The sequence below is a fragment of the Clostridium sp. C2-6-12 genome (genome assembly GCF_009928485.1).
Taxonomy (GTDB): domain Bacteria; phylum Bacillota; class Clostridia; order Clostridiales; family Clostridiaceae; genus Clostridium.
Map to the genome: position 1 here is coordinate 62,175 of NZ_JAABNP010000025.1, position 12,941 is coordinate 75,115.

12 protein-coding genes are annotated in these 12,941 nt (G+C 29.0%); 2 read left to right on the plus strand and 10 right to left on the minus strand.

Translation table 11 applies throughout. The features are described 5' to 3' along the window. Nucleotides 1–140: 140 nt before the first annotated feature. The 4 genes from rpmF to pta all read right to left on the minus strand — a co-directional run bounded on the left by rpmF (nt 141) and on the right by pta (nt 3,227). The gene (gene rpmF, locus GXK56_RS18900) at nt 141–323 is read right to left on the minus strand and encodes a 50S ribosomal protein L32 (RefSeq protein WP_160690276.1); all 183 of its coding nucleotides are present in this window, start codon (nt 321–323) and stop codon (nt 141–143) included. Between the two features lie 3 nt (nt 324–326). Then, nucleotides 327–833 (minus strand): DUF177 domain-containing protein, encoded by a 507-nt coding sequence (locus GXK56_RS18905; protein WP_160690278.1) that lies wholly within the window; start codon nt 831–833, stop codon nt 327–329. Nucleotides 834–974: 141 nt separating this feature from the next. Beyond that, complete coding sequence (locus GXK56_RS18910) at nt 975–2,174, minus strand: acetate kinase (protein WP_160690280.1); 1,200 nt, start codon at nt 2,172–2,174, stop codon at nt 975–977. Nucleotides 2,175–2,225: 51 nt separating this feature from the next. Then, nucleotides 2,226–3,227, minus strand: a complete 1,002-nt coding sequence (gene pta, locus GXK56_RS18915) for a phosphate acetyltransferase (protein ID WP_160690282.1) — start codon at nt 3,225–3,227, stop codon at nt 2,226–2,228. Nucleotides 3,228–3,858: 631 nt separating this feature from the next. On the opposite strand from pta, the gene GXK56_RS18920 reads away from it, so the two are divergent. After that, the gene (locus GXK56_RS18920; RefSeq protein WP_202127911.1) at nt 3,859–5,055 is read left to right on the plus strand and encodes a nucleotidyltransferase; all 1,197 of its coding nucleotides are present in this window, start codon (nt 3,859–3,861) and stop codon (nt 5,053–5,055) included. A 301-nt stretch (nt 5,056–5,356) separates the two neighbouring features. Beyond that, nucleotides 5,357–6,538: a sporulation integral membrane protein YlbJ gene (ylbJ, locus tag GXK56_RS18925; protein WP_160690284.1), complete on the plus strand. Its 1,182-nt coding sequence runs from the start codon at nt 5,357–5,359 to the stop codon at nt 6,536–6,538. Here ylbJ and GXK56_RS18930 read toward each other — a convergent pair. The 6 genes from GXK56_RS18930 to GXK56_RS18955 all read right to left on the minus strand — a co-directional run bounded on the left by GXK56_RS18930 (nt 6,518) and on the right by GXK56_RS18955 (nt 12,746). Continuing rightward, entirely contained in the window at nt 6,518–7,060 is a 543-nt protein-coding gene (locus GXK56_RS18930) for an ATPase (protein WP_160690286.1), read from the minus strand. The genes ylbJ and GXK56_RS18930 overlap by 21 nt on opposite strands. 11 nt (nt 7,061–7,071) lie before the next feature. Next, on the minus strand, nt 7,072–7,551 hold the full coding sequence (gene coaD / locus GXK56_RS18935) for a pantetheine-phosphate adenylyltransferase (RefSeq protein ID WP_160690288.1): 480 nt from the start codon (nt 7,549–7,551) through the stop codon (nt 7,072–7,074). A 3-nt stretch (nt 7,552–7,554) separates the two neighbouring features. Then, nucleotides 7,555–8,112 carry a 16S rRNA (guanine(966)-N(2))-methyltransferase RsmD gene (rsmD, locus tag GXK56_RS18940; protein WP_160690290.1) on the minus strand — a complete coding sequence of 186 codons (558 nt, stop codon included), beginning with the start codon at nt 8,110–8,112 and terminating at the stop codon, nt 7,555–7,557. A 526-nt stretch (nt 8,113–8,638) separates the two neighbouring features. Then, nucleotides 8,639–10,672: an ATP-dependent DNA helicase RecG gene (gene recG / locus GXK56_RS18945; RefSeq protein ID WP_160690292.1), complete on the minus strand. Its 2,034-nt coding sequence runs from the start codon at nt 10,670–10,672 to the stop codon at nt 8,639–8,641. A gap of 62 nt (nt 10,673–10,734) precedes the next feature. Then, nucleotides 10,735–12,381 carry a DAK2 domain-containing protein gene (locus GXK56_RS18950; protein WP_160690294.1) on the minus strand — a complete coding sequence of 549 codons (1,647 nt, stop codon included), beginning with the start codon at nt 12,379–12,381 and terminating at the stop codon, nt 10,735–10,737. 14 nt (nt 12,382–12,395) lie between these two features. Continuing rightward, the gene (locus tag GXK56_RS18955; protein WP_160690296.1) at nt 12,396–12,746 is read right to left on the minus strand and encodes an Asp23/Gls24 family envelope stress response protein; all 351 of its coding nucleotides are present in this window, start codon (nt 12,744–12,746) and stop codon (nt 12,396–12,398) included. Nucleotides 12,747–12,941 lie beyond the last annotated feature (195 nt).

A 12,941-nucleotide genomic window follows, 5' to 3' on the forward strand; every position in this document is an offset into this window, starting at 1 on the left:
TTATGTATCGAGTAATCAGGTTTGCTTTTATTGATCATAACTATATGTATTTACATATAAAATTTAGTTTTGCAACATTTATATAAAATATTTTTAAAATTCTTTTGTATATAAGAAAAGAAAGTCATAAAGACTTTCTCTTATTGTTGAGAAGCTACAACTTCCTTACCTTTGTAATAACCACAGCTTTTACATACTCTATGAGCAAGCTTCATTTCGTGACATTGTGGACATTCAACTATGCCTGGTAAACTAGCTTTAAAAGTTTGAGCTCTTCTTGATTTAGTAGCTGCTTTTCCCTTTTTTCTTGCTGGACAACCCATTCATTACACCTCCTTATTATCAAAGAAACCCTTTAAGGCTTCAAAACGTATATCTACGTCTTCTTTATTACAAGAACATGTATTGAAATTTAAATTACATCCACATTCTTGACAAAGACCTTTGCAATCATCTTTGCAAACTCTTTTAATTGGTAGAGTTGAAATTATAATAGTTTCAACCACTTCAGTGATGTCTAAAACATCATCAAATACAACAATAGCTTCCTCATCTTCTGATTTACTATTTGTTGTAAACCTTTCTTCTATATCAATATCTATTGGATAGATAAAGGTATCTAAACACCTTGAGCATATCATTTCTAAATCGACTTTAACTTCAGCAGTTAATATTAATATATCATTATCAGCTGAAATTTTACCAACAACACTGCAAGAGCTTATAGGCTTTATTGTGTCACCTTCAAACTCAAATTGAGGCATTTCAAATTTATATTCAATTTTCTTATTTCTGTCTTTTCCTGAAACAATATCTGAAATTTGTACTTTCATAATTATGAACATATTGCATAATAAACTTATAGTAAACTATACAAAATATCCGTTTTCACTCCTTGCACATATATTTATAAAACAAACACAATTTATTATATAAAGCACGTGCTTAAAAGTCAAGGTATTTATTATAAATGATTAAACTAATTCACAAGTTTCTTTAGCAATCATTAATTCTTCGTTTGTTGGAATTACAACAACTTTAACTCTTGAAGTTTCTTTAGAAATTTCCATACCATCACCTATATTGTGGCTTTCATTCTTTTCTAAGTCTACTTCTATTCCTAAGAATTCCATATTAGTTAAAGCTCTTGATCTTATTTCTGGAGCATGTTCTCCAATTCCAGCTGTAAATACAACAGCATCTACGCCTCCCATTACTGCTGCATAAGCACCAATTTGCTTTCTAATTTGATATCCAAATATATCCATAGCTAATAATGCTCTAGGATTTTTATCATTTTCAACAGCACTTCTAATATCTCTGAAATCTGTTCCTACACCTGATACTCCTAAAACTCCTGATTTCTTATTTAAGATATCATTAACTTCATCTATAGAATATCCTTTTTCTTTGATTAAATAAGTAACAATTGCTGGGTCAATGCTTCCTGATCTAGATCCCATTATAATACCATCTAAAGGAGTGAATCCCATTGTAGTATCTACAGATTTTCCACCTTCAACTGCTGTAACACTTACACCATTACCAATATGACATGTTACAATCTTCAAGTCTTTAACATCTTTTTTCATCCATTTAGCCATTTCACCAGCTACATATTTATGAGATGTTCCATGGAAACCATATCTTCTTATATGATCTTCTGTATATAATTCATATGGAAGTGGGTACATAAATGCTTTTTCTGGCATAGTTTGATGGAATGCTGTATCAAATACTGCTACCATTGGAGTTTTTGGCATAAGTGCTCTACAAGCATTTATTCCTATTATGTTTGGTGGATTGTGAAGTGGTGCTAATTTTGTAAATTCATCAAGATTTTTAATTACTTCATCGTTAATTACTACTGAATTAGCATATTTTTCTCCACCATGAACAACTCTGTGTCCAACTGCAGATATTTCTTCCATTGATTTTATAACACCGTATTCATCATGAACTAAGCTTTTTAAAACAAGTTCAATTGCATCTTGGTGATCTTTAAGAGGTGTTTCTACCTCATATTTATCTTTTCCTTCAACTTTTTGAGTTAATATTGAACCATTAATTCCTATTCTTTCAACAAGCCCTTGTGCTAAAGAAGCTTCATTACTCATGTCAATAAGTTGATATTTTAATGATGAACTACCACAATTTATAACTAATACTTTCATTAATCTCTTCTCCTTCTTAAATATACCTAAATATTTTATGCTTTTTAATGTTTATTTATTAGTTTGTGCTTGAACTGCAGTCAATGCAACAACATTCACTATATCATCTGAACTACAGCCTCTTGATAAATCATTTATTGGTTTTGCAAAACCTTGGCAAACTGGACCAATTGCTTCTGCGTTAGCAAATCTTTGAACAAGTTTATAACCAATGTTTCCTGATTGTAAATCTGGGAAAACTAAAACATTTGCTTTACCTGCAACTTTACTATTTGGCGCTTTTTGATCAGCTACCTTTTTAACTATAGCAGCATCTAATTGTAATTCTCCATCTATATCTAAGTCTGGTCTTAATTCTTTTGCTTTTTGAGTAGCATTTCTAACCTTATCTACTGTTTCATGATCAGCACTTCCCATTGTAGAGAACGATAACATTGCTACTTTTGGGTCCATATTACATAATCTTTTAGCCGTTTCTGCTGTTGCAATTGCAATAGCTGCTAATTGATCTTCATTTGGATTAGGGTTAACTGCACAGTCTGAGAATATAAGAGTTCCATCTTCTCCATAACTTGATCCTGGAACCTGCATTATAAAAAAGCTCGAAACAACAGATACTCCTGGTGCTGTTTTAATTATTTGTAATCCTGGTCTAAGTAAATCTCCAGTAGTATGAACAGCTCCTGAAACCATACCATCTGCATCGTCTAATTTTACCATCATAGTTGCGAAATATAGAGGGTCTCTAACTATTTTATCTGCTTTTTCCATTGTTACTCCCTTACTCTTTCTAAGTTCGTAAAAGGCAGTAATGTATTTGTTTAAGTTTTCTGCTTTATCTGGGTCTACTATTTCTATTCCTGATAAATCCACATCTAATTCTTTTGACTTATTTATAATTTCTTCTTCATTTCCAATTAAGATAGGGTACGCCAAACCTAATTGATGTATCTTTTCTGCAGCTGCAATATTTCTTTCTTCATTACCTTCTGGTAATACAATTTTTTTCTTATTTGCTTTTGCTGCATCCCATATTTTTTTCATAAGATCCATGTTTAATTTCTCCTCTCTATATTCTATCTCTAGTACTAATATACTCCTATTTCACAGATTTTTTCAATACATATTCTCTATCAAAATAGAAGTCTTTACATTGGCAATAATCTGAATTGTCTAACAATAGCAAGGAAAAATAACTATATGGGAAAAGTATAATTTTTAACAATAAAAAATTTTTAAAAAATTTTTTTAAAAAATTTTTTTATTTTTTTAAATCCTTTATAATAAGCGCTTAACCTATACCAATTAAAGGAGTTTTTATACACCATCCCCCTTCATATTCTATACTTTTATTATACTTTTTCACTCTTAAAATAGATTTTTATATATAAAAATGAACTTTTGATCTTTGCCTTTACACATTAATATGTTATGCTAAAAAATTCTTTTCTTTTGAAATTTTCTGACTATTCACAATATTAGACTTAACTAAAGCAAAATAGCTAAAGTTTATTTTTTAACAATAGATTTTTAATCTTATAGAAACTTTTTATTCACCATTTTTCTATTAAAATAAATAACTCCCACTACACAATTTCATATTATGTTATACTTATGGTTAGATTCTTAATATAGTCTTAAATTATTTGACATATATTTTTTATTAGTAAGGAGAATTATATTAATGATTACTGGAATAATTACAGAATATAACCCTTTCCATAAAGGACACGAATACCACCTAAAAAGTGCAAAGTTTGATACTAATGCCGATGGAGTAGTTTGTGTGATGAGTGGAAATTTTATGCAAAGAGGAATACCTGCAATTATAGACAAATGGAAAAGAGCAGAAATAGCTGTATTAAACGGAGTCGACTTGGTCTTAGAACTTCCTGTTGTTTATGCACTATCTTCTGCTGAACACTTTGCTTTTGGAAGCGTTTCTCTTTTGAACTCATTAGGAATAGTAGATAATCTTTACTTTGGCAGTGAAGAAGGGCGAATAGACATTTTACAAAATATAGCTAATACTTTAGTAAATGAGCCTTTGGAATACAAAACTCTCTTAAAAGATCATTTAGATTCAGGCTTACCTTTTCATTTAAGTCGAGCTAATGCACTTAATGAATATTTAAACTCTAATGACATTTTAAATGTATTAGCAAATTCAAACAATATTTTAGGCATTGAATATATAAAATCATTAATACAATTGAAAAGCAATATAATTCCTAAAACTTTAAAAAGAGAAGGTTCTTCTTATAACGATCTTAATTTAAGTTCGAACCTTTCATCAGCTACTGCCATAAGAAAACATCTAAAAGAAAATTCATTAAAAGAATTGATTAATGTGCTTCCAAAATGTAGTTATAATATACTACTGGAATTGGCAAATTCAAATTACCCATTTATATTTGAAGATGACATGTTTAGATATATAAAATACAAACTCTTAACAAATGAAAGGTCACTTTTAAATCTACCTGATATTTCTGAAGGTTTAGAAAACAAAATATTAAAAGAAATTTTAAACGCTAATTCTCTAAATGAATTAATATTGAACTCTAAAAGCAAAAGATATACATACACTCGGATCAGTAGAATATTAGCTCAAAGTTTTTTAAATCTTGAAGAATTTGATTTATTAAAGTTATGCAAAATGCCTACGCCATATGCAAGAGTTCTTGCTTTTAACTCTAAGGGTCGCACTATGCTAAAAGAAATAAAATTAAAAGCTAATATTAATTTAATAACTAAAATTCCAAAAAATAATTTATGCGACCATATGAAAATTGATATTTTAGGAACTAAAGCTTATTCTCTTTTAAATCAAAAAATAAATCCTATGGAGGATTATTTACAAGGACCAATTATAAAATAATTATTGTTAAATCATTAAAATTAATATAAAATGATTAATTTTAATGATGTTGATGTAGCTTTTTGAATAAAAACATTATATGAAATTAATACAGTAATATTTTATATGAGATTAATAATATATATAAGTTAAGTAACAAAGTTTTAATTATTTGACCAAATAATTAAATATAAAGCACTAAAAATACGATTGTTTTCTCAAAGCAAACATATTTACTCAAAACAAGTCAATATTAAAAAATGAATTTGGCTTGTTTTTTCATATGCTTTAAATGTTCAAATTCAAGACTGGAGTTGATTTAATGATATATATTATTATCTTGTGGCTTATAATTATCAGCCTGCTTTTTTTAATGATTAAACTTCTTAATATAAAAAAAAATATTATATTCTGCCTACTTATTTCAATATTAATAATTCTTTTTTTCATAAATATAAATTTATGTATTTCTGCTGCTATTGATAGCTGCATATTATGGTATAAATCAATTTTACCAACTACATTTCCCTTTATTGTAATTTGCAATTTATTAATATATTATGATGGGATAAGCCTTTATTCAAAATTTCTTGGTCCTTTATTCTGTAGACCCTTGGGTCTCTCTAAAAATTGCTCCTTTCCTATTGTAGCAAGTATTTTATGCGGATATCCATTAGGTGCTAAATACTGTGTTGATTTATATTCTATGAATTATATAGATAGAGATGAATATGAACGATTATTAAATATTGCTTCAAATGTAGGTCCATTATTTTTAATTGGATCAGTTGGTGGAACTTTATTAAACAATCTATCGCTAGGTTATATTTTACTAATCGGAAACTATGTGTCTATTATATTCATAGGATTGATAACGAAAAAAAAGAGAACTAATTCAAAATTAAGTTCTCCTATATACTCTAAATATGAAGCCACAAATTTCGGTACTTCAATTAAAAACGCAGTTCAAAACGGAATAAATACCACATTATCTATTGGTGGATTTATTATAATTTTTTCCATACTAATTTCTTTAATCAAAAACAGCACATATTTTTATAGAAGTTTTGAAAAACTAGAAACTATTGCAAACTTACCTTCTGGAACTTTGTATTCATTATTTTTAGGAAGTATTGAAATGACAAACGGGTGCAGTATTGTTTCTACAATTTCACTTCCACTTGTTATAAAATTAAGTATAATAAGCTTTCTTTGTTCATTTTCTGGTCTTGCTGTAATTGCTCAAGTTAGTTCCTTTGTCAGCGAAACAAAAATTAATTATAATAAATATGTAGCTTTAAAGATAATTCAAGGAATCTTTAGTTCTGCATTTACCTATATTTTATTTAAATTATTGCCTACAAGCATATACACATTAAAAATAACACACTCTTCCCATTTGTCTGTATATACTTATATACAACCAATATTAATGATAATATCACTAACTATCATCTTAGTCATTCTAAATAGGATATCGAAATTATTTTTTCATACTTCTTAATTCTTTAACGTTGTCCTTTATTTCATCACATGTGTTCGATAAATTTGAATCTATTTCCTTTGCTACTGATTCAAAACTTTCTTGTAAACTTTTTATCATTCTTATTTTTTGTCCTTCAATTTCTTTTTCTAATTGAGTTAATATTTCATCTGAGTAATCTCTTGAACCGAGTCTAATAGCTTTAGCATCTCTTTGTGCTGAAGCTATAATTTCTTGAGCTCTTATTTTTGCTTCTTTTACTATATCATGATTTTCAACATTTTGTCTCATCATTGCCATAGTCTCTTTTCTAACAGAGTCATATTCTTTTTTAGCTTCATCTAATATTCTTTCTCTTTCATTCATAACCCATTCAGCTTTTTTAAATTGATCCGGAAGATAATTAATAATTTGATCCACAACTTCAATAATTTCTTTCTTATCAATCATAACCTTACCACTCATTGGTACTTTAGATGAATTTTCCACCAAATCCTGCAAATATTCTAATAACTCTATAATATTTACATCCATTTTATCCATAAAAACACTCCTTAGATATTTATTCTAGATGTTATATCTGAGACAATCTCACTAGGTACAAGTCCCTCAATATTTCCTCCAAATTTCGCTACCTGCTTAACACCCGAAGAGCTTATATGCAGATTTTCACAAGATGACATCATACACACAGTTTCAATATTTGAATCTAACCTGTTATTATAATATGCCATTTGTGCTTCATATTCAAAATCTGAAGCAGTTCTTAATCCCTTTAAAATTATGTTAGTATTATATTCCTTTAAAAAGTTAATTAAAAGTCCATTAAAATTTCTTACTTCCACATTTTCTATATTTTGTGTAACCTTTTTTATTAATTCAACTCTCTCATCAGTTTCAAAAAGATAATTTTTATCAACATTAACTAATACAGCTACTATAATTTTATCAAAAACCTTTGCTCCTCGTCTTATAATATCAAGGTGACCATTAGTTATAGGATCAAAGCTTCCTGGATATACTGCAATTTTCATTATTTATTTCTCCTCATACTTATAATAGCATACTGTTGTATTACCATATTTCTTACTCTTACTAAGTTTTATATCCTCATATCCATCATAAATAGATTCTATTGTATCTATTTTGGTTACTATTACTCCATTTTCCTTTAACATATCATGTTCCTTTACTATTTTCATAGCTTCTGGAATCATTTCCTTGCAATAAGGCGGATCTATAAATATAATATCAAATTTCTTCCCCTTATCTGCTAGTTGCTTAAGACCTACATAAGCATCAATTTTCATAGGAAAACAAAAATCCTTAAATTTAAGATTTTCTACGTTTTGCTTTAGCAAAGGGAAGGTAACATCACTTTTATCAAACAAATAAACTTCCTTTGCGCCTCTACTTGCAGCTTCTAACCCTAAGCTTCCTGTTCCTGAAAAAACATCAACAACAACTGCCTCAGGTATATATAGTTGAATTGAGCTAAACATAGCCTCTTTAACTCTATCTAAAGTTGGTCTCGTTTCCATTGTTGCTGGAGGTATTAATTTATGACCTCTTGCTTTTCCTGCTATTATTCTCAAATTTCTTCCTCCTTAAAATAAGCATATAAAAAATCCACTTCTTAGATTGTATATTTCTACGAAATTGGAAAGCTATGACCTAAAGGGTCACAATCCCTACAGATTCGACTTTTATTAACTAGTCTAAACAAGAAAATCTGCCTCGCAGACTTTCTAATTTATAATTCACAATTTATTATCTTATTTATAATTCACGCCCTTTTTAGCAATGAAATAATTTTGGGTGTAATTATTAAGTTCTTGACTGCAGAAAAGTTCCGCATTGTAGAAAATCCACTCTTTTTATATGTGCATATCTACTTTTTTATATGCGAAAAGTTCTCGGTTGTGCTATCGCACTCCTTATATAAGTGCGCATTTTTTTATATATGAGAAGTTCTTGGTTGCAGAATAGTTCCGCATTACAGCATAGCTGATCTTTTTATATGTGCATAGCTGCTTTTTTTATATGTGAAAAGTTCTTGGTTGTGCTTCGCACTTTTTTATATGTGTATATATTAACATATAAACACAGATAATTTCAAATTTAATTAAAACAAATATATTTACTGCTTTTCTCTAAATTTTTACCTAGTTCATTTATAATTTCTCTATTCAATTCTGTTTTATTTTTTATGATATTACTTGCTTCAAACTTAGCGCATTTTAGGATTTTCATATCTTCATATAAGTCTGCAAGTATAAATCCTTCATCTCCACTTTGTTTTCTACCAAACATTTCTCCAGCACCTCTAAGTTCTAAGTCCTTTTCTGATATTAAGAAACCGTCACTGCATTCTGTCATTATTTGCATTCTTTTTTTAGTTGTGTTACTTTTAGCCTTAGCAATTAAAATGCAATAAGATTCATACGCTCCACGCCCTACTCTGCCTCTTAATTGATGAAGCTGGGAAAGACCAAATCTTTCTGCATTTTCCACAATCATGACAGATGCATTAGGAACATTTACTCCAACTTCAATTACAGTAGTTGATATCAATACCTTAGTTTCATTATTTTTAAATCGTTGTATTATTTGGTCTTTTTCTGATCCCTTCATCTTTCCATGAAGAATTTCAACCTTTAAATTTCTAAAAATCCCACTGGTAAGTTTATTATAAACTGTTTCAACTGAATTTAACTCTTCCTTCTCATCTTCTTCTATAAGAGGACATACAATATAAACTTGTCTTCCCTTTTGTATTTCATCATATGCTAATTCATATCCTATCTCTCTTTGTCCATCTGTATAAAATCTGGTATCAATTTTCTTTCTACCTGGTGGTAATTCATCTATAATAGATACATCTAAATCAGAATAAAGATACAAAGCCAGCGTTCTTGGAATTGGAGTTGCTGTCATAACTAGACAATCTGCCCTTTTGCCTTTGTTTATAAGTTTACTTCTTTGCTCTACACCAAATCTATGTTGCTCATCAGTGACTATTAAACCGAGTTTTCCAAACTCAACATCATCTTGGAAAAGTGCATGAGTTCCTATTACTAAAATCGGTTCTATATTTTTAATTCTCTCTTTAATTCTTTGCTTTTCCTTTGCAGTAGTTGTTCCTGTCAATAATTCTATTTCTATATCAAAATCCTTAAAGATCTTTTTAGCTTCTTCAAAGTGTTGATTGGCCAAAATTTCTGTTGGAGCCATAAATGCACATTGATATCCATTTTTAATAACATTAAAAATAGCTATTAAGGCCACTATAGTCTTTCCACTTCCAACATCTCCTTGAATCAACCTATTCATTGAATAATTTGATTTTTGATCCCTTAAAATATCACGGATAACTTTAGTTTGAGCATTCGTAAGTGGAAATGGGAGTCTTTCCTTAAGCTTGCTAAAGTCCTCTGACCACTCAAAAAATATTCCATTATTCTTTTTCTTAATTTGATATTTTAAAAGTAATAGTTTTAATGAATATGTAAATAGTTCTTGAAATTTTAATCTTATTTTTGCCCTTTCTAACATATCTTTATTTTCCGGAAAATGAATACTCCTTATAGCATCATTTAACGAAATCAAAGAATATTTATCAACTATTTCTTTAGGCAAATTTTCTTTAACCTCCATGTGAGATAAAATTTCATTTATTAACTTTTCAAATAATTTATTGCTTATGTCACCCTTTAAAGGATATTTAGGGATAATCTCGCTTGATAATGCCTCCTCACAAGTAATTACTGGATTAACAACTTCTAAAGTATTTCCTATCCTTTTGAATTTTCCCATTAAATTATATACTTTTCCTTTAACAAAAGAATTTTTTATATATCTTTGATTAAACCATTTTCCAGCTACTTTATGTCCATCGTAATTAAACTCTATTGTTGACAATAGTTTTCCTGTTCTGGTTTTAACATCACTTTTGAATCCTGTAACTTGACATTTTAAAATTTGTTTTTCCTCACCAGTTATACTTTCAAACTCTGAATTACCATCTACAAATTCATAATCTCTTGGGAAATATAGCAAAACGTCTAATATATTGAAAATTCCACATCTATTTAATTTTTCTGTAACCTTTGGGCCTACTCCTTTTAAAGAAGAAATATTACTATATATATCCATGCTTTTCCTCCTTTCTAAAATAATAAAAGCACCTTAATCAGGCGCTTTTATTATTTTTAATTTTATTCTACTGACATTAAGAAATAGTAAAGAGGCTGATTTCCTTTATAAAATTGAATATCAAGATCTTCATATTTTTCTTTCAATTCAGTTTCAAATTCATTAGCTTCTTCAGCATTAACTTCTTCACCATAATAAACTGTAATAAGTTCGCAGTCTTCATCTATCATATTATCTAAGACTTTCCCTGCAACAACTATCTTATCTTCGCCTACTTCTTTTATTTTACCTTCTACGAGTCCTAGCATATTACCTTCTTTAATGTTTATTCCATCAATTTCAGTATCACGAACTGCATAAGTTACTGAACCAGTCTTAACCTCATCAATTGTAGCTTTTAAATTTTCAAAATTATCATCTACATCTGAATCCAAATTAAACATTGTAGCACATACTATTCCTTGTGGTATAGTTGTTGTTGGAACAACTCTTATGTCTTTATCAGATATTTCCGCTGCTTGGTTAGCTGCCATAATTATATTCTTGTTATTTGGCATTATAAAAATATGTTCAGCATTTATCTTATTAACAGCATCTAAAATATCCTGCGTAGATGGATTCATAGTTTGACCACCTTCAATAACATGATCAATACCTAAATCTTTAAATATGCTTGAAATTCCGTCTCCCATAGCTACCGTTACAAATCCATATTTTTTCTTTTCATCTTCTGAAGTTTCAGCTTCTGTTTCAGAAACTTCCTTTTCTTTATCTTTAGCATTGATTAAAATTTCTCTATGTTCTTCTCTCATATTATCAATCTTAATTTTTGATAACTCGCCTATTTTTACAGCCTTTGATAATACTAACCCTGGATCATTTGTATGTATATGAACTTTAATTACATCATCATATCCAACAACAATCATAGAATCTCCAAGACTTTCTATTTCACCTTGGAATTCCTTTGCTAACTTAGCATCTCCAAGTATTATAAATTCTGTACAATAACCAAATTTAATATCAATTTCTTCAGTACCTTTAGCAACAGTATTATTTGATACACTTGAAGTCAAATCACTCATTTCAGCTTGAATTCCATCTTTTAATGCTTCAAACATACCTTGAAGTATTATATAAAGTCCCATTCCACCTGAATCCACCACTTTAGCTTTTTTTAGTGCTGGTAGTAATTCTGGAGTCCTATCTAACATTTCTTTAGCTTTAATTGTTACTTCTTCCATAAAGCTTACTAATTCTTTTTTATCAGATACAACTGCAGCCTCTGCAGCAGCTCTTATTACTGAAAGAATAGTTCCTTCTGTTGGTCTCATTACTGCCTTATATGCGGATTTTGATCCTTCCTGAATTGCAATAGCAAACTCAATAGAGTCAACTTCCTTTTTTCCTTCTAATCCTTTAGAAATACCTCTAAGTATTTGAGATAAAATAACACCAGAATTTCCTCTGGCACCCATTAAAGCTCCCTTAGCTAATTTTTTAGAAATCTCTCCTATAGAATCTGTATCTAAATTTTCAATTTCCTTAACTGCTGCTTTAAAAGTCATAGACATATTAGTTCCTGTATCACCATCTGGTACTGGGAATACATTAAGTGCATTTACAAAATCACTTTGCTCTAATAATCTATTACTAGCATTTACAACCATGTTATAAAAATCACGGCCGTTAATTTTTGTATATTCCATTTAGTTTTAACCTCCTAAACTCTAACCGCTTGCACATTTACTGTTATAGCTGAAACCTTAAGTCCTGTATAATTTTCAACACTATAACGAACTTTTTGAATTATGTTATTGGCAATTACTGATATCTTAGTACCATATTCAACCATAACGAATAATTCTATTTGTAATTTATCTTCATTAGTTAATTCTAATTTTACACCTTTACTTAAATTTTCTATTCCCATAAGCTGCCAAAGTCCTTCACCAGCATTTTTTGAAACCATCCCAACAACTCCGTAACATTCCATTGTTGCTAGGCCGACAATTTTAGATAAAACTTCTTCTGAATAATTTATATTACCATTTTCGTTTGAAAATCCAACCATTCATATTCCTCCTAAATTCTACTATCCTATCTTTATATTTTATATTAGAACAAAACTTTATTCAAGTATACGACAAATATATATTGTTAATTATAATTTTTCCATAATAATTAACAAATCCTCTTGCCTATTACATTTTCCTGTGTTATAATTTACTCTGTCCTATTGAAGATGATTATCTTTGCAATATAAGGA

Coding starts and splice junctions, on each gene's coding strand:
- GXK56_RS18920 (WP_202127911.1), top strand. CDS start 3,859: ATGATTACTGGAATAATTACAGAATATAACCCTTTCCATAAAGGACAC.
- coaD (WP_160690288.1), bottom strand. CDS start 7,551: ATGAAAATTGCAGTATATCCAGGAAGCTTTGATCCTATAACTAATGGT.
- GXK56_RS18930 (WP_160690286.1), bottom strand. CDS start 7,060: ATGGATAAAATGGATGTAAATATTATAGAGTTATTAGAATATTTGCAG.
- rpmF (WP_160690276.1), bottom strand. CDS start 323: ATGGGTTGTCCAGCAAGAAAAAAGGGAAAAGCAGCTACTAAATCAAGA.
- GXK56_RS18905 (WP_160690278.1), bottom strand. CDS start 833: ATGAAAGTACAAATTTCAGATATTGTTTCAGGAAAAGACAGAAATAAG.
- GXK56_RS18910 (WP_160690280.1), bottom strand. CDS start 2,174: ATGAAAGTATTAGTTATAAATTGTGGTAGTTCATCATTAAAATATCAA.
- recG (WP_160690292.1), bottom strand. CDS start 10,672: ATGGATATATATAGTAATATTTCTTCTTTAAAAGGAGTAGGCCCAAAG.
- pta (WP_160690282.1), bottom strand. CDS start 3,227: ATGGATCTTATGAAAAAAATATGGGATGCAGCAAAAGCAAATAAGAAA.
- ylbJ (WP_160690284.1), top strand. CDS start 5,357: ATGATATATATTATTATCTTGTGGCTTATAATTATCAGCCTGCTTTTT.
- GXK56_RS18955 (WP_160690296.1), bottom strand. CDS start 12,746: ATGGTTGGATTTTCAAACGAAAATGGTAATATAAATTATTCAGAAGAA.
- GXK56_RS18950 (WP_160690294.1), bottom strand. CDS start 12,381: ATGGAATATACAAAAATTAACGGCCGTGATTTTTATAACATGGTTGTA.